This is a genomic window from Mycobacterium sp. 2-64 (genome assembly GCF_035918375.1).
GTDB lineage: Bacteria > Actinomycetota > Actinomycetes > Mycobacteriales > Mycobacteriaceae > Mycobacterium > Mycobacterium intracellulare.
The window spans coordinates 5279899-5303817 of record NZ_CP142361.1; the positions used below are offsets into that span (position 1 = coordinate 5279899).

Below are 23919 nucleotides of genomic sequence, written 5' to 3' on the forward strand. Positions count from 1 at the left end.
ATGGCCGTTTGGGCCGCCACCCGCTGTGGCTATTAGGAGGTAGGCCGTCCCTCCGGTGGGCGGCGCGACGGCAACAGTTGGGGGCGACACGCATGGAACCGATATCACCGACGGATGCGCTGTTCCTCATCGGCGAATCACGCGAACATCCGATGCACGTGGGCGCGCTACAGCTCTTCGAGCCGCCCGAGGATGCCGGCCCGCATTTCGTCCGCGAGTCCTATCAGGCGATGCTCGAATGCACCGACGTGCAACCGGCCTTCAGCAAGCGTCCGGCCTTCTTCGGCGGCGTCACCAACGTCGCGTGGTCCTTCGACAAGGAGGTCGAGCTCGACTACCACCTTCGCCGTTCCGCGCTTCCGGAACCGGGACGGGTGCGAGACCTCCTGGAGCTGGTTTCCCGGCTGCACGGCAGCCTGCTCGACCGGCACCGCCCGATGTGGGAGGCGCACCTGGTCGAGGGCCTGCAGGACGGGCGGTACGCCGTGTACACGAAGTACCACCACTCCCTGATGGACGGCGTCTCGGCGCTTCGCCTGATGCAGCGGGCCTTCACCTCCGATCCCGACGACGACGAGGTGCGGGTCCCATGGAGCATGGCGCCGCGCAAGCGCGGCGGACGCAGAAGTCCGTCCCTGTTCGGGCGGGTGGGCCGCACCGCGGGGTCGGCGCTGGCGCTGGCGCCGTCCACGCTGAAGCTCGCGCGGGCCGCGCTGCTCGAACAACAACTCACGCTCCCGTTCCAGGCGCCGCGGTCGATGTTCAACGTCCGGATCGGCGGTGCGCGGCGGGTGGCGGCCCAGTCCTGGGCGTTGGAGCGCATCAACGCGGTCAAGGCGGCCGCCGGCGTCACGGTCAACGACGTCATTCTCGCCATGTCGGCCGGGGCCCTGCGCGCCTACCTGCTGGATCAGAACGCGCTGCCGGACGCCCCACTGACCGCGATGGTCCCGGTGAATCTGCGCAAGGACGACGACGACCGCGGCGGGAACATGGTCGGTACCTTCCTGTGCAACCTCGCCACCGATCTCGACGATTCGGCGAGACGGCTCGAGGTCATCAGCGCATCCATTCGCGACACCAAAGAGGTGTTCTGGCAGCTGCCGCCGGTTCAGCAGTTGGCCCTGTCCGCCTTCAACATCGGAGGCCTGTTCCTCGGGTTGGTCCCCGGCTACCTTTCCGCGGCCTCGCCGCCGTTCAACATCGTCATCTCGAACGTGTCGACGGGTCGCTCGGAGCAGCTGTACTGGCGCGGGGCCCGCCTGGACGGAAACTATCCGCTGTCCATCCCCCTCGACGGCCAGGCGGTCAACATCACGGTGACCAACAACGCCGACAACCTCGACTTCGGCCTGGTCGGCTGCCGGCGCAGCGTCCCGCACCTGCAGCGGATGCTCGGTCATCTAGAGGAGTCGTTGAAGGACCTGGAGATCGCCACGGGTGCCTGAGATGCCGTGCGCCACAGTCCTTTTCGGATCGGCGGTCAGGGCAGCTTGATCACCGACACGTACATCTCGACGATCGGGCGGAAGAGGTCCACGTCATCGAGTTGACTGCCCAACACCACCGAGTCGCTGGTGGCGACGAGGACCTGGGCGAACGTCGACGCGGGGATCAGCAACGTCCCGCCGAGCCGGTCGATGCCCGCCACAATGAACTTGGCCAGCGCCTCGACGGCCTCTGATCGCTTGGCGGCCACGCGTTCCCGCGCCTCGGGGTTGCGCAGCAGGTACAGCATGAACTCGTGACCCAGCGCGGCGTGCTCCGCCCCGCGATCGCGGCTGAGCTGGCTCCAGCGCTTGGCGATCTCGTCGAGTTCGCGCGCACCGACCTGCGTCGCCGGCGCCATCACCTCGGTGAAGTTGACGAAGTACCGGCGCCAGTAGCGGTCGCTGACCGCCAGAAACAGGTCTTCCTTCGTCGAGAAGTGTTTGTAGATCGCGCCTTTCGTGTATCCGGCGGCGTGGGCGATATCGTCGAGCGTCGCGGCGACGAACCCCTTCTCGCCGAAGACTTCCTCGGCGGCATCGACCAATAGCGAGCGAGTGTGCTCGAGGCGGCGCTCTCGCGTCCAACGCTCAACCATGCGCCAGATTCTGCCAGAGCTTGCGAGAAGCTATTCCGTTTCTCAGATACTCGTGAGTATATTGCTCGGAGCGTGGAATGCCGACCCCGGAGGACACCAGCGTCATGAGCGATCTCGCGAACAGGAACCAGCCGTCGTCCGTCACCGAGCCACTGCCCGGCGCGGGCGAACTCGGCGCGCAGGCCGCGTCGCCGGTGCGACCGATCAAGATTTGGGCCGCCGCCGGTGGCGCGCTGCTGGTGCTCCAGCTCTACGTGTGGATCCGGTGGATCACAGGACCGTATTTCGAGCGGGTGCCGTCGGGGCCGAGCGAGCCGCCGATGTACATGAAGGTGCCGCTGATGGCGAACGCGGTGGTGCTGTGGATCGCGCTGCCGGTCGTCGTGTGGTGGTTCTTCATCAGGCCGTGGCGGCGCGAGCGGCGGATCACGCTGGACGGCATGCTCGTGCTGTCGATGGGCCTGATGTTCTTCCAGGATCCGCTGCTGAACTACTTCAACACGTGGTGCACCTACAACACCTGGCTGTTCAACCGCGGCTCCTGGTCGTCGAACATTCCGGGTTGGGTCTCCCCGGAGGAGCCGGGCCGTCAGGTGTCCGAGCCGTTGTTGACCAACGCTCCGGGTTACGCCTACGGCGTCCTGCTGATCACGATCGTCGGGTGTTGGATCATGCGCAAGATCAAGACGCGCTGGCCGAACATCAGCAATCTTCGGTTGGTCCTCGTCACCTACGCGCTCGCGTTTGTCTTCGATTTCGTCATGGAGGGTCTGGTCCTGCTACCGATCGGCTTCTACACCTACCCCGGCGCCATCAGGTCCGTGTCGATCAATGCCGACACCTACTACCAATGGCCGGTCTACGAAGGCCTGATGTGGGGTGGTGTGCAGGCCGCGCTGTGCTGTCTGCGCTTCTTCACCGACGATCGCGGCCGCACCGTCGTCGAACGCGGATTGGACCACGTGCGAGGCGGATTCGCCAGACAGCAGTTCACGCGCTTCCTGGCGATCTTCGCCGGCGTCAGCTCGTGCTTCTTTTTCTTCTACAACGTGCCCGCGCAATGGATCGGGATGCACTCCGACCCGTGGCCCCAAGACCACCAGAAGCGTTCGTACTTCAACGGCGGCATCTGCGGCGACGGCACGGACACGCCATGCCCGAATCCCGCCCTGCCCATACCCACCAAGCGTTCCGGGTACGTCGACCTGCACGGCCATCTCGTCCTCCCGCCGGGCGGCCAGCTGCCGGAGGTCATCCCCTTCGAGCGCGCGCGAGGGCGCTAGGTGCTGACGAATTCCCAGCCCACCGTGCGCCCGGCGTCGGAGGCACCGTTCTATCGGCCCGCCGGCGATGAGGTGGAGGTGTTCCGCGCCGCCGCGCGCCGCGGCCTGCCGGTGCTGCTGAAGGGCCCGACGGGATGTGGCAAGACCCGGTTCGTGGAGGCGATGGCCCACGCGTTCGGCCGCAACCTGATCACCGTCGCGGCGCACGAAGACATGACGTCGGCCGACTTGGTCGGGCGTTTCCTTCTCAAAGGGGGAGAAACGGTCTGGGTGGATGGGCCGTTGACGCGGGCCGTTCGCGAGGGCGCGATCTGCTACCTGGACGAGATCGTCGAGGCGCGCCAGGACACCACGGTGGTCATCCATCCGCTCGCCGATCATCGCCGCGAGCTTCTGGTCGATCGCCTGGGAACGACGGTGCCCGCGGCACCGGGATTTCAACTGGTCATTTCCTACAATCCCGGCTACCAGAGCGTGCTGAAGAACATCAAAGAGTCGACCCGGCAGCGATTCGTGGCCATCGAACTCGACTTCCCGCCCGTCGAGGCCGAGACGGAAGTCGTTGCCCACGAAGCGGGAATCGACGATGCGACGGCGCGCGCCCTGGTCACCGTGGGCAACGCGATCCGAAAGCTCGATGGCTCACCGCTGCGCGAAGTGTCATCCACCCGCACGCTGATCCTGGCCGGCAGCCTGGTCGCCGAAGGACTCAGCCTGCGCAGCGCCGTCCAGGCGGCGATCGTGCGGATCCTCTCCGATGACCGGGAGGTCGTCACGGCGCTCGGCGAGCTCGTCGATTCCCTGCTGCCGCCAAGGTGATGAAAACCGTTGGCACGCAACGGTATCGGTTCCTCGCCGCCCACCTGGCCGGCCGGGCCGTCGACGTCGCCCAGGCGGCGCCCGGCCAGGACGCCTACACGAACGGCGACGTCATCTTCGTCCCGGCCGCCGACTCCGGGCAGCAGCGCCGGCAGGTGCTGGTCCAGGCCGCGCTGCTCGGCGCGGGCAGCCTGGATCGGCGGCTGGTGAAGCGGCTGCGGGGCCGGCCGGCGATCGCGCGCCGCTACCTCGCGCTGGAAGGCCACCGGGTGCTCGCCGAACTCGCCCCCACCGTTGCGCTGGCGGCGGCGCTTTGCCCCGACGGTGAGCCCCGCACCACGACCGCGGACGGGTCCCTCGAAATGGCCAGGGGCACAAGCCGAATCGCGGACCCTCCGGCGTGGTTCGGTGTCATCCGGCCGGCCCAACTCCTGGCGTCGTCCGACAGCGGGGCCGCGCCGGCCACGGATACGAACCTGCGGACGGCGATCGAGCTCGTCGCCGAGCGGGAGCCCGACGACGAGGACGACGCCGCCTCCGAGGAAAGCAAGGTCCTCAAGCTGTTCGAGAACCCGCTGTTCAGTTCGCGGGCACTGATGGACTTTCTGCGAAAGCTGTTGGGCGAGGCGCCGTCGCGCGGCGACGACCCGTCGGGCGGGGAGTTTGAGGCGCGCTCGATTCGGCCGGCACGAGCGGTTGGCGCGTCAGCCCGTCCACTTCCGACGCGCATCAATTTCGTCGGCGACCGGCCCGGCGCTGCGCTGGGAATCGGCGGTGCACTGCATCCGGAATGGGACGTCTTCAACAACCGCTATCGGGCGGACTGGTGCCGCGTCATCGATTTTCCGCTCACCGAGCCCACCCACATCTCGGCCGCGCAGGTCTCGCACGACGACGAGCTGCGGCGGCGATTGGCGCGCGTCGGTCTCGGCCCCAAGCTCCTACGCGCGCGCCCCGACGGTGACGAGATCGACATCGAGGCGCTCGTCGATCTCTTCGTCGACCTGCGCTCCGGTTGTTTACCCACGGAGGCCGTCTACACCCAGCGCCGCAACGTCGTTCGGAACCTCGGCGTCCTCATCCTGCTCGACGCGTCCGGATCGGCCACCGACGCCGACCTGCGGGGGAACAGGGTCCACGACCACCAGCGGCGCGCGGCGGCAACCGTGGCGATGACCCTGGAGGAACTCGGCGACCGCGTGGCCATCTACGCGTTTCGATCCCACGGACGGCACGCCGTGCACCTGCCGGCGATCAAAACGTTCGGACAGCGCTTTGGCGCCCCGCAACGCGCGCGGCTCAATCAGCTTGAGCCGTCGGGGTATACGCGCCTGGGTGCGGCGATCCGCGGCGCGGGCGAGATACTCAACACCGAAGCCGGCACACCCAACCGGCTGCTTCTTGTCCTGTCCGACGGGTGCCCCTACGACGACGGCTACGACGGTCGCTACGCGGAGGCCGACGCGAACAAGGCGCTCGAGGAACTCCGTGGCGACGGCGTGGCCTGCCTGTGCCTGTCCATCGGGAGCGCCACCGCCGCCGAAGAGCTCGAGCGCGTCTTCGGCTCCGCGCGCTACGTCAGCGCCGCGACCCTGGCCGAGGTGAGTCCGCGGATGGACGAGATGTTCCTGGCGGCGCTACGCGAGCGCGCCGCACCGGGGCCGGCGTGAGGGTGGGATCGCTACCACGGCACCTACTGTAAGGTCCACGGTAAGACCGAGCATGCCCGCTTCGGGGAAGGGTGAGCCATGCCAAGCACTGTTGACGCGCGAAATCGGCCACGGCCCGACGTCGATCTGACCGACGGCGCCTTCTACGCGGGCGACTCGCGCCCGGTCTATCGGTGGATGCGCGAGAACGAGCCGGTCTTTCGGGACCGCAACGGGTTGGCCGCCGCGGCGACGTATCAGGCCGTGATCGACGCCGAGCGGGCGCCCGAGCTGTTCTCCAACGCCGGCGGTATCCGGCCGGACCAGGACGCGCCGCCCATGATGATCGCGATAAATGACCCCGCCCACCTGCTGCGGCGCAAACTCGTCAACGCGGGCTTCACCCGGAAACGCGTCAAGGACCGGGAGGCCTCGATCGGCGCGCTGTGCGACGCCCTGATCGACAACGTCTGCGAACGCGGCGAGTGCGACTTCGTCTGGGACCTTGCGGCCCCGCTTCCCATGGCGGTCATCGGCGACATGCTCGGGGTGCTGCCCGAGGAGCGGCAGATGTTTCTGCGCTGGTCCGACGACATGGTCACCATGCTCAGCAGCACGACCGCGCAAGAGGACTTCCAGGTGTCCATCGACGCCTTCGCCGCCTACACCGAATACATGACGAGCATGATCGCGGCGCGCAAGGCCGAGCCGACCGATGACTTGGTCAGCGTGCTGGTGCACGCGGAGGTCGACGGCGAGAAGCTCGCCGACCACGAGATCGTGACCGAGGTGTTGTTGTTGCTCATCGGCGGCGACGAGACCACCCGGCACACGCTGTCCGGCGGCACCGCGCAGATCCTGCGCCACCCGCGACAGCACCGGCAACTGGTCGACGACGTGGCGCTGCTGCCCAACGCGATCGAAGAGATGCTCAGGTGGACCGCGCCGGTCAAGAACATGGCCCGCACCATGACCGCCGATCTCGAGTTCCACGGCACCCAGCTCGCGCGGGGCGAGAAGATCATCCTGCTCTTCGAATCGGCGAACTTCGACGAGGCCGTGTTCGGGGATCCCGAGAGCTTCCGGATCGACCGCTACCCCAACAACCATCTGGCGTTCGGCTTCGGAACCCATTTCTGCCTGGGCAACCAGCTGGCGCGTCTGGAGCTCTCGATGATGCTCGAGCGACTACTCAAACGCCTGCCCGACATGGAGCTGGCGTCTCAGGACCCGCTGCCGCTGCGGCCGGCCAACTTCGTCAGCGGCCTCGAGCGCATGCCGGTCACGTTCACGCCCTCGGCGCCGTCGGGCCGCTGAGCTGGAATCCAGCGTGAAAGTTATTGTTGGACAGCGCTATCCGCGTCGGTGGTGTAGTCCAAGTAGACGCTGGTGCCGTTGGGGCGGGCGTGGATCGTGCAGTGATCGGCGAGGCGGTGCATCAGCGTGATGCCACGCGAGGCGCGGGGATCGGTGGTCTGCCTCGACGAGGGCTTGCGCCAGCTTCCGCGATCGCTGACGCATACCCGGATTGACTCGGCGCCGGGATCGTAGCTGGCCTGCAATTTCATTGCGCCGGCCTCGCGACGGGAGCGGTAGGCGTGCTCGACGCAATTGGCCAACGCCTCGTTCACCCCCAGAACGACGTCCTCACGAATGTCCTCCGGCGCGCGCACCTCGTGCCGCAGCCAGTGTTGCAAAACATGGCGCCACTTCGCCGCCGTATCGGGGCGCGCTGTGCCGGCGAGCGTCAAGCGCACCGGCGCGGCTGTCTCCTGCAGTAGCGGACTCATGAGAGCCGGATACCCAGATGCGGTTGCGGCGATAACCTTCTCGCGGTATCGCTTCGGCCACAGACCGGTTTCCATCCAGGATCGCCTGGTCACGGCGCCGGGAGGCGGTCAGCGCCGACGGCGCGGCGTCAGCACCGGCGTCACGAGTTCGCCGGTGTCGAGGTAGCTGTCGAGGTTGCGGATCGCCAGCAGCGCCATCGCCCGGCGGGTCCGGGCCGTGGCGCTGCCGATGTGCGGGAGAAGGACCACGTTGTCCAGGTCGCACAGTTCGGCCGGCACATGCGGCTCGTCGGCGTAGACGTCCAGGCCGGCCCCCGCCAGCCCGCCGCCGACGAGCAGCTCCACCAGCGCGTCCTGATCGACGACGCTGCCCCGGGCGATGTTGATCAGATACCCCTCGGGACCCAAGGCCGCCAGCACGGAGCGGTCGACCAGCTTGTGGGACTCGTGGTCGCCCGTGGTGGCGACGACCAGCACGTCGACCGACTCGGCGAGCTCCACAGCCGACGCGGCGTAGCGGTAGGGCGACCCGTCGATGCGACGCCGGTTGTGATACGCGATGGCGCAATCGAATCCGAGCAGCCGGGTGGCGATCGCCGAACCGATGCGGCCCAGGCCGAGGATGCCCACCTGGAGGCCGCTGACGTCCCTGGCGTACGGGAACCGGCCCTCGCGCGCCCAGCGGCCCGCCCGCACGTAGCGGTCGGCGGCGCCGAAGCGGCGCAGGGTCATCAGCATCAGGCCCAGCGCCGTGTCGGCGACCGTGTCCGACAGCACGTCCGGGGTGTTGCTCACGCCGATGCCGCGGCGCTTCGCCGCCGCCAGGTCGATCAGGTCCACCCCGGCCCCGTCGTTGACGATGGCCTCGAGGTTGGGCAGCGCGGCGATGGTGTCGGCGTCGACGCCCGGCGGTCCCCACGTCAGCAGCACGCGCACGTCGGCTCCGTGCTCGGCCAGGAATCGGGCTCGCGCCGGGCCGTCGGGAAGCTTCGCAATGTCGTAGCGCGCCGCCAGTTCTGCTGCCAGCGTCGGCTCCAGCTCGCCGACCCTCAGCACGCCGCTCAGTTCCTTGGCCGTCACGTCCCCATCATGCGTGAAGCCCGCGCGGTATCCAGCGACGGGCCGCGTGGGAAGCAATCGCGATGCGGGACGGTTGAACCGCGAATGCGCATCGGAGTCGTCTTCCCGCAGACCGAGCTCGGACCGGACCCCGCCGTCCTACGCGCCTACGCCGAGCGCGTCGAAGAACTCGGGTTCGCCCACATCCTGGCCTACGACCATGTCGTCGGCGCCGACACGACCGTGCACCGGGGCTTCGAGGGCCCCTACGACATCGACTCGACGTTTCACGAGCCGTTCGTCATGATGGGCTACCTGGCCGCGGTCACCAGCCTGGAACTCGTCACGGGCGTCATCATTTTGCCGCAGCGGCAGTCGGTGCTGGTGGCCAAGCAGGCCGCCGAGGTCGACCTGCTCACCGGCGGGCGCTTGCGGCTCGGTGTCGGATTGGGCTGGAACGCCGTGGAGTACGAAGCGCTCGGGGAGACGTTCACCAACCGCGGAAAACGTTCCGAAGAACAGGTCGAGCTCATGCGCATGCTGTGGACGCAGCGATCGGTCACCTTCAAGGGCAAGTACCACACCGTGACCGGCGCGGGCCTGGCCCCCCTGCCCACCCAGCGGCCGATCCCGGTGTGGTTCGGGGCGGCCTCCGATCGGGCCTACGAACGCGCCGGTCGCCTCGGCGACGGGTGGTTTCCGATGACCGCGCCGGGCCCCGACCTGGACCACGCGCTCGCGCAGGTGAACCGGGCGGCCGAGGCGGCGGGCCGGGACCCGCGGAGCATCGGCATGGAAGGCCGGGTCAGCTGGACCGGTGACCCCGACAAGCTCGCCGCCGACATCGCCGCGTGGAAAGCCGCCGGGGCCAGCCATCTGTCGGTGAACACCATGAAGGCCGGCTTCGCGCACGTCGACGACCACCTCGCCGCATTGGAACGAGTGGCCGCCGACCTGAGCTAGCGTCCCGCGTCAGGCGCGCGCGTCCGCGGAGAGCTGAGCGACCAGGCTCAGGTGCGCGTTGCGGCGGTGGGGTTTTGACGGCTTGCCCTCGTCCCCAACGGATTCCGTCTCGAACGTTTCGCGGAGATGAACCTCCCCGCCCATGGCGGTATGCCGCCGCTCCCAGTCGCTGATCGCCTGATGGGCCGCATGGTCGAGATAGGTCGTGAGCAGGTGCAGCGTCACCGACGTGCGTTCCGGGATGGACGCCAGGACACCGGTCAGCCTCGGCAACGACAGGAACGTGCACGCCCCCTCGACGACGACGTGCCATCCATCCCCCACGGGCTTGGCCTCGATCCGGGCGCGCACCACCCGCCAACCGGTCACGATGACGGCCAAGGCGAGTCCGATCATGACGCCGTGCAGCAGGTTGAGAAAGACGACGCTGGTGATGGTCACCAGGTAGACGGCGAGATCACCGTTGCGCAAGGCGGTTTCGATGTGCGCCGGTTTGAGCAGTTCGATCCCGATGACGATGAGTAGGCCGGCAAGCGCAGCGGTCGGGATCTTTTCGACCAGCCCGGCGAAGGGCACGGCGAAGAGCAGGATCCAGAACCCGTGCATGATCGTCGAGGCACGCGTTCTCGCACCGGCGTTCACGTTGGCCGCACTGCGCACGATGACACCGGCGATGGGCAGCCCACCGATCGCCCCCGATGCGATGTTCGCGGCGCCCTGCCCGATCAGCTCGCGGTTGAAGTCGGTTCGCGGTCCGTTGTGCATGCGATCGATCGATACCGCAGTCAGCAGGCTCTGAACGCTGGTGATCAGGGTGACCGTGATGACGGCGATCACGACGGCGCCCCAATTCCCGTGCGGCAGCGTCGGTAATTGCAGCGCGTCGAGCACCGAGCCGTTCAGCACGATCCGGGATACGTGGAAGGGGAACACCACCGAGATCGCCGTGACCACCACGATGGCGACCAGTGGCCCGGGGATGCCGGCCACCCGCGCCGGAGCCCAGCGCCAGGCGACGAGGATGGCGATCACCAGCAGCCCCAGCACCAGCCCCGGCCGGTGGGCGCCGACGATCTGCGCGGGCAGCCCGGTGACATTGCTCCATGCCGAGCTTTCCGAGGCGCCGCCCAGCAGCACGTGCACTTGCTGTAGCGCAATCGTGATCCCGATGCCGGCCAGCATGGCGTGCACGACGACCGGCGAGATCGCCAGTGCGGCGCGTGCAATTCGGCTGAATCCCAACACAACTTGCAGGATTCCGGCGACGACCGTGATGAAACATGTGATGCCCCAGCCGAACTGATGGACGACATCGGCGACGATGACGGTCAGTCCGGCGGCGGGCCCACTGACCTGCAGCGGCGATCCGCCGATCCATCCTCCGACGATGCCCCCGACGATCGCCGCGATCAAGCCGGCGAGAACGGGCGCATCCGAAGCGATTGCGATCCCGAGGGACAACGGGAGCGCCACCAGGAAAACCACCAGCGATGCGGGCAGGTCGTATTGGGCGATCTCGCGGAACCGGTCAATGCGGGACGATACGCCCTGCTCCACGCCTTGCCGACCCGACGATTCAGCGTGTTGCAAGAGCTTCTCCTGAATTCGTCAATGACGGTGGACTTTTGGGGTATCCATCCGACAACGGCAACCGGAACACTTCGTAAAGCCGTGCGGCCCAGGCGATTCAAATTCACTGAACATCATTGTTCAGCGGGGCGTGCCTGGCCTCTGCGTACGAAAGTAGGTGGGCAACCAAGACCGGTCAACCGGACGGGCCGGGCGCATATCGAATGCAAATGTTTGCGCGGGCCCGTCAGCGGTGCCGCAAATCTCTCATTCCAGAACGAAGACCGGGATCTGTCGTGCCGTCTTGGTTTGGTATTCCGCGTAGGGAGGAAAGGCCTCAACGGCCCGCTGCCACCACTCGTCGCGCTCGGGCCCCTCGAGTTCGCGAGCCGTGAGCGTGGCGACCTTGTCGCCGTCTTGCAGCGTCACCGTCGGGTTCGCCTTGACGTTGGCGTACCACGCGGGATGCTCGGGGGCGCCACCGTGGGACGCGACGATGACGTAGCGGCCGTCCTTCTCGACCCGCATCAGCGGTACATAACGCCGTTTGCCGGACTTCGCCCCCGTGACGGTCAGCAGGACGATGGGCCGGTCGAAGACCTCGACCCCGTCGGTGGTGCCGCGGCCCAGGATTTGTTCGGTCTGCTCGCGGACCCAGCCCCTGGGGCTCAGCTCGATGTGGTCGCCCATAACGACAGTGAACACCACCGCCTGCTCCGGCGGAGCGGGTACAGTCGAGTCGACACTTACATACGCTAACTAATCAGGCGTTCGTGGCCGAGAGGAGATTGGCGTGGCCCGCACCGAGAACGACACGTGGGATCTGGCGTCCAGCGTCGGAGCCACCGCGACAGCGGTCGCCGCACAGCGCGCGATCGCCTCCCAAGGCCCGGACGCCCTGCTGAACGACCCCTGGGCCGACCCGCTCGTGCGCGCCGTCGGCACCGAGACCTTCATCAAGCTCCTCGACAGCCCGCTCGACCGCAGCGACGATCCGCTGCTGAACCGCCAGGCCGTCAAGGAACAGATCACGGTGCGCACCCGGTTCTTCGACGACTTCTTCCTGCAAGCGACGGGCTCGGGCATCCGGCAAGCCGTCATCCTGGCGTCCGGACTGGACACCAGGGCCTACCGGCTGGCCTGGCCCGCGGGCACGATCGTCTACGAGATCGACCAACCCGAGGTCATCGAGTTCAAGACGCGGACGCTGGCCGGCCTGGGTGCCGCGCCGGGCGCGGAGCGGCGGACGGTTCCGATCGACCTGCGAGACGATTGGCCGGCGGCGCTCGCGGATGCCGGATTCGACGCCGCACAACCGACCGCCTGGAGCGCCGAGGGCCTGCTCGTCTACTTGCCGCCCGAGGCGCAAGACCGCCTGTTCGACAACATCGCCGCCGCGTCGGCGACCGGCAGCCGGATCGCCACAGAACACTTGGACCTGCGCAAGATTCCGTCGGATTGGGCACAGAAGCTGACCGAGCGGTCACGGCGCATCGGGTCCAGCATCAATCTGGCCGAGCTTTTCTACACCGGCGAGCGCAACACCGCGGCCGAATACCTCGCCGCGCGCGGGTGGCAGACCGACATCTGGACCACCGAGCAGGCCTTCGCCGCCCAGGGGTTCGGCGTGCCCAACGATGAGCTGGCCTCGTTCGGCGACGCGTCGGGCTACCTGACCGCGACACTTCGGTAGCGGCCACCACGGGCATCGCCGGGCCGATCCCCGCTATATCAACTTTGTTGACACATATCAGGTTGGTTGATATCAATGGTGGTATGACTCAGCCAACGCAAGAGATGTTCGAAGCTGCTTACCGGGGCGAGGCCCCCGAGATGGGCGAGGGCAACCGGCCGCCATGGAGCATCGGTGAGCCGCAGCCCGAGATCGCGGCCCTCATCGAGGCCGGCAAGTTCCACGGCGACGTGCTCGACGCCGGTTGCGGTGAGGCGGCGGTGTCGCTGTACCTCGCCGAACGCGGTTTCACCACGGTGGGCCTGGACCAGTCGCCCACCGCCATCGAGTTGGCGCGCGAGAAGGCCGCCCGGCGCGGCCTGACCAGCGCCAGCTTCGACGTCGCGGACATCAGTGCCTTCACCGGGTACGACGGCCGCTTCGGAACCATCGTCGACAGCACCCTGTTCCACTCGATGCCCGTCGAGCTGCGCGACGGCTATCAGCAGTCGATCGTGCGGGCCGCCGCGCCCGGAGCGTCGTACTTCGTGCTGGTCTTTGACCGCGCCGCCATGCCGGCCGATGGCCCGGTCAACGCGGTCACCGAAGACGAACTGCGCGACGCGGTCTCCAAGTACTGGGTGATCGACGAGATCCGCCCGGCACGTATCCACGCCAACGTGCCGGAGAGCTTTCTGGAAGGCTTCCAGGCCTTCGCCGGTGCCGACATCCGTGACGAGGGCAACGGCCGCAAGTCCGTAGGGGCCTGGTTACTGTCCGCGCATCTCGGTTAGCGGCGCGACCTACGGGCCGTCCCAGCTCTCCGGCAGCATCGGCAGACGGGCGCCGTCGCCGGGCTGATCGCCGGCCAACGTGATCAGGCCTCCCGCCCGCACGCCGGGCTTGGGCAGCGTCCCGGTGAAACCCTCGATCGCACCAGGGGAGTCCGACGCCAGGGCGCGGACGGGCTGGGACGGGCTCACCGCGCCGGAATCGTCGTCGGCCTCGATGAATTCGTACCGGTAGCCGGGGTCGATGACCGAACGCGGGCGGCGCCGCGACCGTGCCTGCTCCCGTTCCGGTGCGCTCACGCGCGCCGGCGCCGCGGCGCCCTGCGCGGCCGGTAGCTCGGTTCTGGTGCGGCTCTGCGCTTTCGAACCCATGCCGAGGCCGAGGCCGCCCACCATGTAGCCGAAGCCCTCGGCGCCGGTCACCGGAGCGGGGGGCGTGGGGGGCGCCGCGGGCGGCGCGACGGTGGAGACCGTGGTCGCCGGGGCCGACGCCACCGACGTGACCGGCGCCGCCGGTGAGGCCGGGGCCATCGGAGCCATCGCCGGCGCAACCGACACCAGCGGCGGCTGCATCCCCACCACGGCGGGTTGCGGGGCGGCGACGGGCGCCGGGGCCGGCGCAGCCACCCCGGCCAGCCCCGCCAGACCCGCCAGTCCGGCGAGTCCTCCCAGGCTGGTGATGGACAGGCTCAAGCCGACCTGCAACAGCAGCGGCAGCTCCTGGAGGATGAACCGCAGCGTCCTGATCGTCCAGTTGATGATCCGGAAGGTCTGCCAGGCGATGAAATAATTCATCAGCGCCGGGAATGTGGACGGGTTGAGCAGACCTGACGCGTTCTGCTGAAGCCACGCCAGCGCCTGGGCGTTTCCGTTGAAGAAGTTCCCCAGATTCTGCAGATACTCCGACGGGCTCCAGTTCGGCTGTCCCTGGCCGGGGATCTTTTCGCCGTCGGGCCCGAAGAGCATCTCCCAGATCTCTTCGGGTGTGGGCAATTGGAACGACCCCTGCCCGCCGCCGCCGCCTGACCCAGTTCCGGTCCCGCCGCCCGCCCCAGTTCCGGTCCCGGTGCCGGTCCCCGCGCCGGCCCCGGTTCCAGTGCCGGTCCCCTTGCCACCGCCCGACCCGGCGCCGCTGGTCAATTGCACGGCTTCGGTCGTGACCTGATAGGTGCTCATCGTGGTGGCCGCCTGGGTCCACATCCGCGCGTAGTCGGCCTCGTTGAGCGCAATCGGAATCGTATTGACCCCAAAGAAATTCGTTGCCACCAAGGCGGCGTGCATGGCATGGTTGGCGGCCAACTCGGGCAGCGTCGGCATCGCGGCCAGGGCGGCCGTGTAAGCGGTGGCCACCCCCTGATGTTGGGCGGCCGCCTCGGCGCTCAGCGTGCCGGCCAGCTCCAGCCAGGCCAGGTACGGCATGTGCGCGGCGACATACGTTTCCGCGGTCGGGCCATCCCACACCCCGGCCGATCCGGTCAGTACCGCCGTCAATTCCGTTGCCGCCGACTGGTATTGGGAGCTCAGGGCGGCCCAGGTGCCCGCCGCGGCGAGCAGCGGGCCCGGCCCGGGACCACTGCTCAGCAACGTCGAATGCACCTCGGGGGGCAGCGCCATCCATACCGGAGCGGTCATCGTCAGCCGCCTGCCCCCAGGTACGTCGCCGCGTCCGCCGCGTCCTGGGCGGCGTAACCGACGCCCGCGAGGCTCACACCCAGCCCGGCCCGGCCCAACACCTCGACGCCCTTGGCCGCCGCGGCCGTATGCTGGCTGCCCCTGCCGCTGAAAACCGCGGCGGCTCCGAGCGATACCGGATCGGCCGCCGGTGGAACCACCGCCGAGACCACCGGGGCGGCGGCCGCGTGTGCGGCCGCGAGCTGGGCGGTGATGGCCTCCACCGCCGCGCTCGTCGCGGCCAGGCCCTCGGGAAGGACTCGTAGCGTCATAGCGGCCACTCCTCACATCGGTTTCTGCCCATGAACATCGCCGCCACCCAGGCGAGCAGACCGGCTGACAATCCGAAAACCAGATGCCAGCCGGCCTTTTCGAGCAGCCCGCTCGACACCCAGGTCGACACATGACCGCCGGCGCGCAGGCCGAACACCGAACTGGCCAGTGCGACAAGATGAATCGGGGCGGCGGCTGGCGCCAACAACCATCGCCGCACCCGCACCGCCGGCAGCGCGGCGGCGGTGTACAGCAACGCCGCCGCGGCCACATAGCGACTACTCCACAACGGGTCGCCCCACCCGTGCATCGGCAACGTCGCCACCGTGGAGGCCGCCCCGACCACGAGTACCGTCTCGCGCCGGACGGTTACCAGCGCCACCGCCACCAAGAGGGTCAGCCAGACCAATCCACGGTGCCCGGGCAGGCCCAGCGGGATCCGGACATCGGTGGAGGCGACGATCGTGGCGGCGGCAAGCAGGGGGAACACCGCCTCGCGGGCGGCCATGAAGCCGGCCGCGGGGCGTTGCATCACGGTCATCCGGAAAGCATAAATTGCGAGCAGCTACCCTGACCCTCATTTGCGGCGTATTCACAGGATAGGATCCGAAAATGCGCAGCTATACGCCGTCGCTTCGGGCAGTCGCGGTCCTGGCCGTCAGCGCTGGGATCGCGGCGTGCGGCCCCTCCGGGACCGACAACCGGCTCGTCGTCCAGGACAACCACCGCGTCCTCGACCAGTTCACCATCGCGCAGCTGCAGCAGCTCCCCCAGGTGGAGATCACCACGCCGCAATCGCACGGAGCACAGGCCCAGAAGGGGCCCAGCGTGCGCTCGATTCTCAACGCGGCGGGCGCGGCCGACGCCACCCGGGTCCGGGTCGAGGGGCGTGACCCGGCCCAGACGCTGATCGCCGCCGCGCTCGACGATCAGACCATCCTCAGCTTCACCAAACGCAACACGCTCAAGCTGACGGGCGCGCGGCTCAGCCGCGATCAATGGGTTCGCGATGTCACCGCCCTGGTGGTCAACCCATGACCGAAGCTGTCGCGCTCGCCGGTGTGGACCTGCTCGTCGGCATCGACGACACCGACAACGCCTACACACCCGGCACCGGTCGGCGCGCCCGCGCGCTGCTTCGCGAGTTGGCGGCGGCGGGCCTCGGCGCCCCCGCCGGCGCCACCCGTCACCAGCTGCTCGTCGACGACCGGATCCCCTATACGTCCCACAATTCGAGCGCCTGCCTGGCCTGGCGCAGCGCCGACGGCGACCCCCACGGGGCACGAGGCGAAATCATCGAACTCGCCGGGCGATTCCTGGAACGGGTCTGCCCACCCGACGCCGACCCCGGCCTCGCCGTCGTCATTCCGGGGGATCTCGACGACGCAGCGCCACTCATCGAGTTCGGTCGCCGCGCCAAACGAGAGGTGTTGCATCCCAGCGAAGCCCGCGAACTCGGCCCGGCGCTCGGGGTGCATCTGTCGGGACACGGCGGCACCCATGAGGGCATGACCGGCGCGCTGGCGGCGATCGGACTGCACCTGTCCGGCAACGACGGCCTGTTCATCACCCTGCCCGGCATCCGCAAGCTGCCCCATCACGCCACGCTCGACACCGTCCGCACCCTGACACCGATCGATCTCGCCCGCGACGACCTGCACCGCCAGCCGACACCCGGCGAGGTGATCGAACTGGGCGACTGGGTGCGCCCGGTGCTGCTCGACGGACTGGCCGTCCTGCTTCTCGAGCCGCCGCGCGGTCGGGACGGGGGCGGCAGAACCTGGCGAACCGCCCCGCGCGCCGTGGTCAAACGGTATTGAGTGTTTCGACGCGTGCGATTCGGGCGACCCTGACAGGAGCCATCGCAGACGTTCGGAGGAGATCCCGGTGGATCAGGAAGTCAACGCCGACTCGCCCGCTGCGCCCCAGGACGCGCGGAAGACAACCGAGGAACAACGCAAACTGCAGGAACAGCTCGAGCACCAGCACGAAGACCCCAACGCGCCGGGTTTGCACCAGTCGCGGCATGACACCCCCGACGAGAGCACGCGATAGGCTCACCGACAACTGTTGATTACCAAGCGTTTTCGGATCCCGATTATTGTCGATCAGCCTTCGCTGTGCTCGATGCGGGCTCGACGATCGTGGGCGAGCGCCGCGGCCGCCACCCAGGTCAGGGTCAGGCCCCCGAGGGCGGCCGCGGGGATCGCCCACGCGCGCCGGGCCATCAGCGCGTTATTGCACTGGCGCACGTAGTTGTTGCCCGCCGCGTGCGGCGCACCGGCGCTTGCCTTTTGGCCGGGCGGCTTCTTCTCCGCATTGGAGGCCTGGGTCAGATCGGTGGTAAAACCGCTGCCGCATTTGACTTGCCAACCGAACTGGTCGTAGGCCTCGATGAAAACCGGGAACCGGAGCGCGAAAAGTCCGCCGGCCAAGAACACCACCGCCGCGAAGACAATGAGCGGTCCGCGGGTGACCATCCCCCTGAGCCCCTAGGTCATGCACACGTTGGCGAAAAGCAGCACCGGCCAGGACACGATCGAGCCGAGGAACGACACCACCAAATCGACGCCGTGCATGTCGTGCAGATGCGCCGTGTGGGTGCTCGACCAGATCACGCCGACGATCAGGTACGGCGTACCCAGCAGGATGCCCAGTCCCAGCAGTTCGGCGATGCTCAACTGATACTCGAGGAGCTTGCGGAGTCTGGCGAGCATGAGCGTCCCTTTCGCGCGGGCGCCGCCGGAATTGCCGCCGGCCCACACCAAGCGATGAGGACCACCACATTCCGGCGCGCGGACTAGACGCTGAATATGTTAATCCCTATTCGCACGTTTTGGTAGTGCAGGGGAACGGCCGGCGGTGATCGGCATGGCGACTTTACGCGGAGATATGCTGCTGCAACAGCACGTTCAGTACCACCGACTCGTCGGTCGCTGCGCACGCATCACAGCAAGTGCAGCGCGGTTCTTCGGAGTGAATTGTCTTTCAGCGACGTTGTCGGATCTCGCCGACCGCGTCGGGCGACGCGGCCGGCCGCCCCAGCACCGTCACTTCCATCAGGCGACGAACCGTGAGTGTGGCGGACTGACTGGTGTCGGGGTACACGAGTCGCCCGATGTCCACCGCGAGCGCGAACGCGGCGTGCACGGCGTACCGCGCGCGTCCCAGGGTGAGTTCCGGTCTTGCCGCGACGGCCAACCGGGCCCAGGATTCGACGGTCGAGCGCTGAATGTTGTAGAGCAGCACCGCATCTGACTCGGGCAGGTTGTGACGCTCGGTGTAATAGACGCACGCGAGCTCGGGGTTGGCGAAGGACCGGGTCACATAGGCGTCGATGAGCCGGGCGAGTGCCTGCTCCGGATCGTCGCTGGTGGCCAGGATGCTGGACAGGTCGCCGGAGAGTTGGTCGGCGGCGCGCCGGTAGTAGACCGCCAAGATGGCGGCCTTCCCCGGAAAGTATTGGTAGATGCTGGCAACCGGTATGCCCACCGCGGCGGCGATGTCCTCCATCCCGGTCTCGCGGTAACCGCGCTCGTTGAACAGGCGCATCGACTCATGGAGCAGCAGCTCGTAGCTGCCCGCGGCGCTGGTCAGCGTCGACGTCCGCAGCGGTTCGGAGCCGCGTGGGTGCTGCGCCGGCAACTCGGCGTGCAACACCGCGGTCGCGATATCGGTGAGCGCTGCCCGGATCTCCGCGTTGCCGAGGCGGGACCGATGGTCGGTGATACTGCCGATGACGCTCAACGTGGCCGCCGACAGCAACCAGCGTTGCCGCGATGTGAGTTTGGGGCGCAGCCTGACCAACGGCCGCTGCAGGCGCCGGTTGATCCGCTTGATCTGCTCCGCCGAAGCGCGTTGGTCGTCCCCGCGCAGATAGCGGCCTTCCCACCGATACAGCCCGCCGGTGGTGCGGTTGACGATGGTGGTGTCGATCAGCGCACGGGTGAGCGCGCTGAGGACCTTTTCGGGATCGGCGTCGGCGGGCACGTCGTCGGCGAACGCCGTCGCGTCGACCAGTTGCTGGCCCAGCGCCAAGACGACATCGCGGAACAGGTCGTATTTGCCTTGCGAATGCCGGTACAGCGCGGCCGCGGAAATCCCGACCCTCGCCGCGATGTTCTCCATGCTGACGGCGTGGTAGCCGAGCTCGCTGAAGGCATCGGTGGCGGCGCGGGCGATCTGGATCTTGCGGTCCTTCGGGCGCCGCTTGACGTGATCCGCAGACGAGCGGCTAGCCGATGGCATACAGATCACCGTAGCCGCAGCGGCGGCTGATCGGGCGATCGGTGGACCGGGGGTTTTGTGGGGACGGCAAGGTGGGGCCGCCCGGCCGGGCGCAGCGTCGTACGCGAGGTCATTGGACGTCTAACCCCGTTACGCCCCGCCGAATTCCGGCCGCAGCACCGGGCTGAGCGCGCTGAGCGGGATGTGTGGCTCAACGGTGCCTCCGTCCATAAACCATTGCTGGGACTGCCCGTACTGGATCGGGGAGTCGTGCCCGACCGGGTAGTCCGGCATGTAGAGAATCAGCTCGTCGGGCGTGAGCGCCCACGCCTTGTAGCCCCCGGAGAACACGTTGTCCGGTGTCCAGCGGTCGACGGTGAACGGATATGTCCCCGGGGTGTGTTGCCACGCGGCGCGGTCGAGCGCCTCCTGAATGAAGGGTTCGGCCAACGGAGGGATAGCGGTCAGCGGGGCGACACCGGGTTTGGTGATGTCAGCCAGCTGCAGCGGCCGTCCGGACGCCATGTCGAAGGTGAACGTGCGATAGGCGTTGTTGAACGACGGCCCGTCGGCGTGGTAGTCCTCGTGGAAGGCCACGCTGAGCGCGCGCCCATGCGAGAAGACTTGGAAGTTCTCCTCGCCCCAGCTGTCTTGGACCATCGAGGCGCCCTTCGCGCGCCAGTTGTTCATCAGGGTGTGCAGGTACTCGCGGATCGCGGGGCCGCTGGTCGGGTTTTCGACCAGATCGCCCGGCAGGGCCATCTTGATGTCGCGCACGGCTTTTCGCTCGGATGTCACCGAGGCGTGGCAGTACTGTCCGTCCCAGTCGCCGCCGAGGTCGCCGCAAAACGACTGCGCCGACGCCGACGCCGGCGGCGCGGTCAACACCGCCGTGGCCACCGCCGCGGCCACCGCCGCGACACTGGCCGAGAGCCGGATAATCCGCATGACCGAAACGCCCTAGGGGAGTTCGACTTTGCTGGCCAGCCAATGGCCGCCGACATTGTCCATCGTGATCTTCATCCGACTCCGGTCGACGCGGCCGTCGGGACGCACGGCATTGCTGACCGTCTGGTCGACCATCAACAACACCACCACCCTGGTTTTGCTCAGGGATTCGATCGCGGAGTCGACGACCGTGCCGTGCGCGGTGGCCTTGTTGTCGACCAGCAGCTGCCGAAGCTGCACGCTGGCCTTGGTGTAGGTGTCCTTGAATTCCCCTGTGGCGCCGTCGAGTACGGCGGAGAAGTTCTGGTCGACCTGGTTGGAGTCGATGCTGGTCAGCACCTGGGCATAATCGATCGCGGTTCGCTGGGCCGCCTGCCCGGCCTGAGTCACCGTGTGCTCATCCCACAGCTTCCAGCCCAGCCCGCCCGCAAGGCCGAATGCGCCCAGGTAGACGGCGGCCACCACGGCGACGCCGGCGTACCTTTTCCACTGGCGCGCCGCGGTTTTCGGGCCCTTCTCCCCGGCATCCGACGCGTCTTCGCCGTCGTCGGGCGGCTTCTCGATGTCCTCGGTGGTGTCGCATTCTTGGTCGGCGGTCACGGTCACGGTTTCTCCTCGAGGTCTGGGCGTCGGTAGGTCAGTGGGGTGGTTCGATCGGCAGCACCGGTCCGCCGTACGGCGTGGGAATGGTGAACCGGCCCTTGGGCGTTGGATCCGCGGTTTGGCCGAGGTCGGCGCCGGCCGGGGGGCCCGCGGTGTCGTCGCCGCCCGGCCGGGGGGCGTTCTTGGCGCCGCGGATCAACACCTGGGGATCGTCGTCGCGGCAATAGGTGTACAGGAACGGTTCGGGGTAGTCCGCCGACGACGACGGCCGGCGCGGGGTGCCGTAGTCACAGGTGTAGCGCGGGTAGATGTCGGCGGTCGCCCACAGCCCGTGCTCGTGCATGGTCGTCATCAGGGCCTCGAGCGTGGACCCCCGGTAGTTCGGGAAGACCGCGTTCAAGGCAGGAACCCGGACATAGATGATCCGCGCGGTGGTCACCAGGTTGGCCAGCAGCCCGACCATGGTGTCGGAGTTGTCGTCGAACAGGTTGTCCACCGACGACATCGCGTGCGGTGTCTGGTCGACGAATTTGCGATAGCCGCGGTCCATTTTGTTCACACCGGTCATGAGGTCGCCGACATTGCGTGCGGCGACCGCGAGCCCGGCATTCTTGTCGGAGAGGGTGGTCAGGACGACGCGACTGGTCTTGAGCATGCTGACGGTCTGCGGCAGCACCGGGTCCATCGTGGAGAGCAGGAACGTCGAACCGTCGATGATGTCGGTGAGCTTTTGCGGGCCCTCCTTGCTCAAACTCAGTTCGCGCTTCACGATTTCGAGCTTCTTCGGGTCGGCTTGGGCGAGCATCCCATCGGCGTCGGCCAGCACCTGGGACAGCGGGATGGGAGTCGTGGTCCGCTGTGGGCCGATCACGCTGCCGTTCGACAGGAACGGTCCGCTGTTGGAGGCGGGCTCGAAATCGATGTACTGTTCGCCGGCGGGCGAGAGTCCGGACACCCGCACCGGGCTGACAGCGGGAATCTTGGTGTTCGCGTTGATGTTTGCGATCACCTCGACACCGGTGGGTGTGGGTCGCAGCGACTGAATCCGCCCGACCCGGATCCCGCGGACGGAGACGTCCTGGTTGGCCAGCAACCCGCCGGATTCGGGCAGCCGGATCGTGACCTGGAAGGTGGAGTCCAGCGGATTGATGCGCAGTGCGCCGATCGCCAGGTAGGCCAGGCCGACCACGAGGGTGAGCACCAAGGCGAGGCCGGACAGCCAGGCGCGCTGGCGGTGGCCGGCTCGGACCGCGGCGACGATGATTCGAGCGAGGGTGTCGATCATCGCGGTGGCTCCGGGTTGATGGGATCGGGCGGCGCTTCTCCCCCGGGCGCCGGGGGGAGGGGCGGACCGCTCGGCGTCCACGGGGTCTGGCCCATCGGCGTTTGCGGCCCGCGACCCACGACGCGTTCCTGCAGGCGCCACAGCACGTACTTGATGGAGCCGATCATGTAGTTCCAGTCGCGGCGCATGGGTCCGTGAAATGCCGGGTCGCCCTTGAACCCCCCGGTCTCCGCCCCGGTACCGGGTCGCGATCCCATGACCAGCCGGTCGAAGCTTCCGCGTACCGAAATGGCGTCGCTGGACGTGGTTTTCACGAACGGCGGGATCAGCCGGTTCAGCGCGGCGAGGCTGGTATCGGGGCTCAGCACCACGTCGTTCCAGGCGGCGGCGATGGTGTTGGCGTCCTTGATGACGCTGCGGCCTGTCTTGTCGGTGCCGGCGATGGAGGGGAATTTGGAGAGCTGCCGGGTCGTGGCGCCGAGTTCGTCGACCACGTCGGCGATTTCATCGGCGTTGCTGGACAACACGTTCGTGGCCGGGCCGACGGCCTGCAAGACCTCGGTGATCGCCTGGTTCTTCTCATCCAGGCGATCGGCCAGGCCCGCCGTCTCGGTCACCGCCGCGTCGATCTGCTCCGATCGGGCGTTGAGCTTGCCCAGCAATAGATTGGTCCGGTTGATCAGGTCGCCGAACGCGCGTCCCTGGTCGCCTGTCGCCTTCCCGGCGCCGTTGACGATGTTGGTGAAGTTGCGGACCGCACCGCCGTTGACGAGCAGCGCGGCCGAGCTGAGCACGCTCTCGACGGTGGCGGCGGCGCGGGTGGCCGGCAGCCCGATGGTTTCGCCGCCCTTGAGCAGCGGCGCATTCGGGTCCACCGGGGTCGGTGGCTTGATGGCGACGAACACGTCGCCGAGCGGTGTCGCGGATCGCAGCTCCGCGGTGCTGCCGACGGGGATGCGCACGCCGTCCATGATGCGCAGGGTGGTCACCGCGGTGTAGTTGCGCGCGACCATCTTCTCGAGTTGCCCGACGTCGGCTCCGGCGAGTTTGACCTTGGCATGGGCGGGCAGATTCAGGGCGTTGGAGAACACGGCGTTGAGCAAATATCCACCGCCGCCGATTCCCGGTGCCGGCAGCGGCAAACTGGCCAGGCCGTTGGTGGCACAGCCCGCACTGACCATCACCGCGCTCAGCGCCGCCGCCGCTGCCTTGTGCTTGCCCCAGGTCATCG

26 protein-coding genes are annotated in these 23919 nt (G+C 67.9%); 11 read left to right on the top strand and 15 right to left on the bottom strand.

Annotated features, from left to right (window positions below):
• The first annotated feature begins 92 nt into the window (after nt 1–92).
• Nucleotides 93–1448 carry a WS/DGAT/MGAT family O-acyltransferase gene (locus QGN31_RS24815; RefSeq protein ID WP_009956875.1) on the top strand — a complete coding sequence of 452 codons (1356 nt, stop codon included), beginning with the start codon at nt 93–95 and terminating at the stop codon, nt 1446–1448.
• A 35-nt stretch (nt 1449–1483) separates the two neighbouring features.
• Here QGN31_RS24815 and QGN31_RS24820 read toward each other — a convergent pair whose 3' ends face one another.
• The gene (locus QGN31_RS24820; RefSeq protein ID WP_008262849.1) at nt 1484–2086 is read right to left on the bottom strand and encodes a TetR/AcrR family transcriptional regulator; all 603 of its coding nucleotides are present in this window, start codon (nt 2084–2086) and stop codon (nt 1484–1486) included.
• A 104-nt stretch (nt 2087–2190) separates the two neighbouring features.
• Here QGN31_RS24820 and QGN31_RS24825 point away from each other — a divergent pair, with 104 nt between their 5' ends.
• The 4 genes from QGN31_RS24825 to QGN31_RS24840 all read left to right on the top strand — a co-directional run bounded on the left by QGN31_RS24825 (nt 2191) and on the right by QGN31_RS24840 (nt 7154).
• Nucleotides 2191–3369 (top strand): spirocyclase AveC family protein, encoded by a 1179-nt coding sequence (locus tag QGN31_RS24825; protein ID WP_158020475.1) that lies wholly within the window; start codon nt 2191–2193, stop codon nt 3367–3369.
• Nucleotides 3370–4188, top strand: a complete 819-nt coding sequence (locus QGN31_RS24830; protein ID WP_014941118.1) for a CbbQ/NirQ/NorQ/GpvN family protein — start codon at nt 3370–3372, stop codon at nt 4186–4188.
• Complete coding sequence (locus QGN31_RS24835; protein ID WP_043954305.1) at nt 4188–5858, top strand: nitric oxide reductase activation protein NorD; 1671 nt, start codon at nt 4188–4190, stop codon at nt 5856–5858. The genes QGN31_RS24830 and QGN31_RS24835 overlap by 1 nt, the downstream gene beginning before the upstream one ends.
• A 78-nt stretch (nt 5859–5936) precedes the next feature.
• Nucleotides 5937–7154, top strand: coding sequence for a cytochrome P450 (locus tag QGN31_RS24840; RefSeq protein ID WP_014941116.1), 1218 nt, complete (start codon nt 5937–5939; stop codon nt 7152–7154).
• Nucleotides 7155–7174: 20 nt separating this feature from the next.
• On the opposite strand, the gene QGN31_RS24845 is transcribed toward QGN31_RS24840, so the two are convergent.
• Nucleotides 7175–7594 (bottom strand): ATP-binding protein, encoded by a 420-nt coding sequence (locus tag QGN31_RS24845; RefSeq protein ID WP_052322844.1) that lies wholly within the window; start codon nt 7592–7594, stop codon nt 7175–7177.
• Nucleotides 7595–7735: 141 nt separating this feature from the next.
• The gene (locus tag QGN31_RS24850; protein ID WP_014378808.1) at nt 7736–8707 is read right to left on the bottom strand and encodes a 2-hydroxyacid dehydrogenase; all 972 of its coding nucleotides are present in this window, start codon (nt 8705–8707) and stop codon (nt 7736–7738) included.
• A gap of 84 nt (nt 8708–8791) precedes the next feature.
• Between QGN31_RS24850 and QGN31_RS24855 the strand changes: the two genes are divergently transcribed.
• Nucleotides 8792–9649, top strand: a complete 858-nt coding sequence (locus QGN31_RS24855) for an LLM class F420-dependent oxidoreductase (protein WP_014378807.1) — start codon at nt 8792–8794, stop codon at nt 9647–9649.
• A 9-nt stretch (nt 9650–9658) separates the two neighbouring features.
• On the opposite strand, the gene QGN31_RS24860 is transcribed toward QGN31_RS24855, so the two are convergent.
• The gene (locus QGN31_RS24860; protein WP_009956885.1) at nt 9659–11206 is read right to left on the bottom strand and encodes a SulP family inorganic anion transporter; all 1548 of its coding nucleotides are present in this window, start codon (nt 11204–11206) and stop codon (nt 9659–9661) included.
• Between the two features lie 279 nt (nt 11207–11485).
• The gene (locus QGN31_RS24865) at nt 11486–11908 is read right to left on the bottom strand and encodes a nitroreductase family deazaflavin-dependent oxidoreductase (RefSeq protein WP_014378805.1); all 423 of its coding nucleotides are present in this window, start codon (nt 11906–11908) and stop codon (nt 11486–11488) included.
• Between the two features lie 103 nt (nt 11909–12011).
• On the opposite strand from QGN31_RS24865, the gene QGN31_RS24870 reads away from it, so the two are divergent.
• On the top strand, nt 12012–12911 hold the full coding sequence (locus QGN31_RS24870) for a class I SAM-dependent methyltransferase (RefSeq protein WP_014941114.1): 900 nt from the start codon (nt 12012–12014) through the stop codon (nt 12909–12911).
• 83 nt (nt 12912–12994) lie between these two features.
• The gene (locus QGN31_RS24875; protein WP_014378803.1) at nt 12995–13684 is read left to right on the top strand and encodes a class I SAM-dependent methyltransferase; all 690 of its coding nucleotides are present in this window, start codon (nt 12995–12997) and stop codon (nt 13682–13684) included.
• Between the two features lie 9 nt (nt 13685–13693).
• Here QGN31_RS24875 and QGN31_RS24880 read toward each other — a convergent pair whose 3' ends face one another.
• From QGN31_RS24880 to QGN31_RS24890, 3 genes are read right to left on the bottom strand one after another with little or no spacing between them, the layout of a single operon-like run.
• Nucleotides 13694–15313, bottom strand: a complete 1620-nt coding sequence (locus tag QGN31_RS24880) for a PPE family protein (protein WP_225331989.1) — start codon at nt 15311–15313, stop codon at nt 13694–13696.
• A gap of 2 nt (nt 15314–15315) precedes the next feature.
• Nucleotides 15316–15624 carry a PE family protein gene (locus QGN31_RS24885; protein WP_009955621.1) on the bottom strand — a complete coding sequence of 103 codons (309 nt, stop codon included), beginning with the start codon at nt 15622–15624 and terminating at the stop codon, nt 15316–15318.
• Nucleotides 15621–16166 (bottom strand): hypothetical protein, encoded by a 546-nt coding sequence (locus QGN31_RS24890; protein ID WP_009955622.1) that lies wholly within the window; start codon nt 16164–16166, stop codon nt 15621–15623. The genes QGN31_RS24885 and QGN31_RS24890 overlap by 4 nt, the downstream gene beginning before the upstream one ends.
• A gap of 71 nt (nt 16167–16237) precedes the next feature.
• Between QGN31_RS24890 and QGN31_RS24895 the strand changes: the two genes are divergently transcribed.
• The 3 genes from QGN31_RS24895 (at nt 16238) to QGN31_RS24905 (ending at nt 17680) form a co-directional block, all read left to right on the top strand.
• On the top strand, nt 16238–16663 hold the full coding sequence (locus QGN31_RS24895; protein ID WP_009955624.1) for a hypothetical protein: 426 nt from the start codon (nt 16238–16240) through the stop codon (nt 16661–16663).
• Nucleotides 16660–17445, top strand: coding sequence for a hypothetical protein (locus tag QGN31_RS24900; RefSeq protein ID WP_009955625.1), 786 nt, complete (start codon nt 16660–16662; stop codon nt 17443–17445). Before QGN31_RS24895 ends, QGN31_RS24900 begins: the two co-directional genes overlap by 4 nt.
• Before the next feature lie 67 nt (nt 17446–17512).
• Entirely contained in the window at nt 17513–17680 is a 168-nt protein-coding gene (locus tag QGN31_RS24905; RefSeq protein ID WP_009955626.1) for a hypothetical protein, read from the top strand.
• A gap of 53 nt (nt 17681–17733) precedes the next feature.
• Here the strand turns inward: QGN31_RS24905 and QGN31_RS24910 are convergent, their stop codons facing one another.
• The 7 genes from QGN31_RS24910 to QGN31_RS24940 all read right to left on the bottom strand — a co-directional run bounded on the left by QGN31_RS24910 (nt 17734) and on the right by QGN31_RS24940 (nt 23917).
• Complete coding sequence (locus tag QGN31_RS24910; RefSeq protein ID WP_009955627.1) at nt 17734–18105, bottom strand: hypothetical protein; 372 nt, start codon at nt 18103–18105, stop codon at nt 17734–17736.
• 12 nt (nt 18106–18117) lie between these two features.
• Nucleotides 18118–18342, bottom strand: coding sequence for a hypothetical protein (locus QGN31_RS24915; RefSeq protein ID WP_014710781.1), 225 nt, complete (start codon nt 18340–18342; stop codon nt 18118–18120).
• A gap of 271 nt (nt 18343–18613) precedes the next feature.
• A complete protein-coding gene (locus QGN31_RS24920) occupies nt 18614–19873 on the bottom strand; it encodes a TetR/AcrR family transcriptional regulator (RefSeq protein WP_009955629.1) in 1260 nt (419 codons plus the stop codon).
• 129 nt (nt 19874–20002) lie between these two features.
• Nucleotides 20003–20800, bottom strand: a complete 798-nt coding sequence (locus QGN31_RS24925; protein WP_014378799.1) for a mannan-binding family protein — start codon at nt 20798–20800, stop codon at nt 20003–20005.
• A 12-nt stretch (nt 20801–20812) separates the two neighbouring features.
• Complete coding sequence (locus QGN31_RS24930) at nt 20813–21406, bottom strand: hypothetical protein (RefSeq protein WP_014378798.1); 594 nt, start codon at nt 21404–21406, stop codon at nt 20813–20815.
• 31 nt (nt 21407–21437) lie between these two features.
• Nucleotides 21438–22688, bottom strand: coding sequence for an MlaD family protein (locus QGN31_RS24935; RefSeq protein ID WP_014381598.1), 1251 nt, complete (start codon nt 22686–22688; stop codon nt 21438–21440).
• Nucleotides 22685–23917 (bottom strand): MlaD family protein, encoded by a 1233-nt coding sequence (locus tag QGN31_RS24940; protein ID WP_014378796.1) that lies wholly within the window; start codon nt 23915–23917, stop codon nt 22685–22687. The genes QGN31_RS24935 and QGN31_RS24940 overlap by 4 nt, the downstream gene beginning before the upstream one ends.
• Nucleotides 23918–23919 lie beyond the last annotated feature (2 nt).

Excerpts from the sequence above, each read along its gene's own strand:
- QGN31_RS24815 (WP_009956875.1), top strand. The coding sequence starts at position 93 with ATGGAACCGATATCACCGACGGATGCGCTGTTCCTCATCGGCGAATCA.
- QGN31_RS24820 (WP_008262849.1), bottom strand. The coding sequence starts at position 2,086 with ATGGTTGAGCGTTGGACGCGAGAGCGCCGCCTCGAGCACACTCGCTCG.
- QGN31_RS24825 (WP_158020475.1), top strand. The coding sequence starts at position 2,191 with ATGAGCGATCTCGCGAACAGGAACCAGCCGTCGTCCGTCACCGAGCCA.
- QGN31_RS24835 (WP_043954305.1), top strand. The coding sequence starts at position 4,188 with ATGAAAACCGTTGGCACGCAACGGTATCGGTTCCTCGCCGCCCACCTG.
- QGN31_RS24840 (WP_014941116.1), top strand. The coding sequence starts at position 5,937 with ATGCCAAGCACTGTTGACGCGCGAAATCGGCCACGGCCCGACGTCGAT.
- QGN31_RS24855 (WP_014378807.1), top strand. The coding sequence starts at position 8,792 with ATGCGCATCGGAGTCGTCTTCCCGCAGACCGAGCTCGGACCGGACCCC.
- QGN31_RS24865 (WP_014378805.1), bottom strand. The coding sequence starts at position 11,908 with ATGGGCGACCACATCGAGCTGAGCCCCAGGGGCTGGGTCCGCGAGCAG.
- QGN31_RS24875 (WP_014378803.1), top strand. The coding sequence starts at position 12,995 with ATGACTCAGCCAACGCAAGAGATGTTCGAAGCTGCTTACCGGGGCGAG.
- QGN31_RS24880 (WP_225331989.1), bottom strand. The coding sequence starts at position 15,313 with ATGACCGCTCCGGTATGGATGGCGCTGCCCCCCGAGGTGCATTCGACG.
- QGN31_RS24885 (WP_009955621.1), bottom strand. The coding sequence starts at position 15,624 with ATGACGCTACGAGTCCTTCCCGAGGGCCTGGCCGCGACGAGCGCGGCG.
- QGN31_RS24890 (WP_009955622.1), bottom strand. The coding sequence starts at position 16,166 with ATGACCGTGATGCAACGCCCCGCGGCCGGCTTCATGGCCGCCCGCGAG.
- QGN31_RS24895 (WP_009955624.1), top strand. The coding sequence starts at position 16,238 with ATGCGCAGCTATACGCCGTCGCTTCGGGCAGTCGCGGTCCTGGCCGTC.
- QGN31_RS24900 (WP_009955625.1), top strand. The coding sequence starts at position 16,660 with ATGACCGAAGCTGTCGCGCTCGCCGGTGTGGACCTGCTCGTCGGCATC.
- QGN31_RS24910 (WP_009955627.1), bottom strand. The coding sequence starts at position 18,105 with ATGGTCACCCGCGGACCGCTCATTGTCTTCGCGGCGGTGGTGTTCTTG.
- QGN31_RS24915 (WP_014710781.1), bottom strand. The coding sequence starts at position 18,342 with ATGCTCGCCAGACTCCGCAAGCTCCTCGAGTATCAGTTGAGCATCGCC.
- QGN31_RS24920 (WP_009955629.1), bottom strand. The coding sequence starts at position 19,873 with ATGCCATCGGCTAGCCGCTCGTCTGCGGATCACGTCAAGCGGCGCCCG.
- QGN31_RS24925 (WP_014378799.1), bottom strand. The coding sequence starts at position 20,800 with ATGCGGATTATCCGGCTCTCGGCCAGTGTCGCGGCGGTGGCCGCGGCG.
- QGN31_RS24935 (WP_014381598.1), bottom strand. The coding sequence starts at position 22,688 with ATGATCGACACCCTCGCTCGAATCATCGTCGCCGCGGTCCGAGCCGGC.
- QGN31_RS24940 (WP_014378796.1), bottom strand. The coding sequence starts at position 23,917 with ATGACCTGGGGCAAGCACAAGGCAGCGGCGGCGGCGCTGAGCGCGGTG.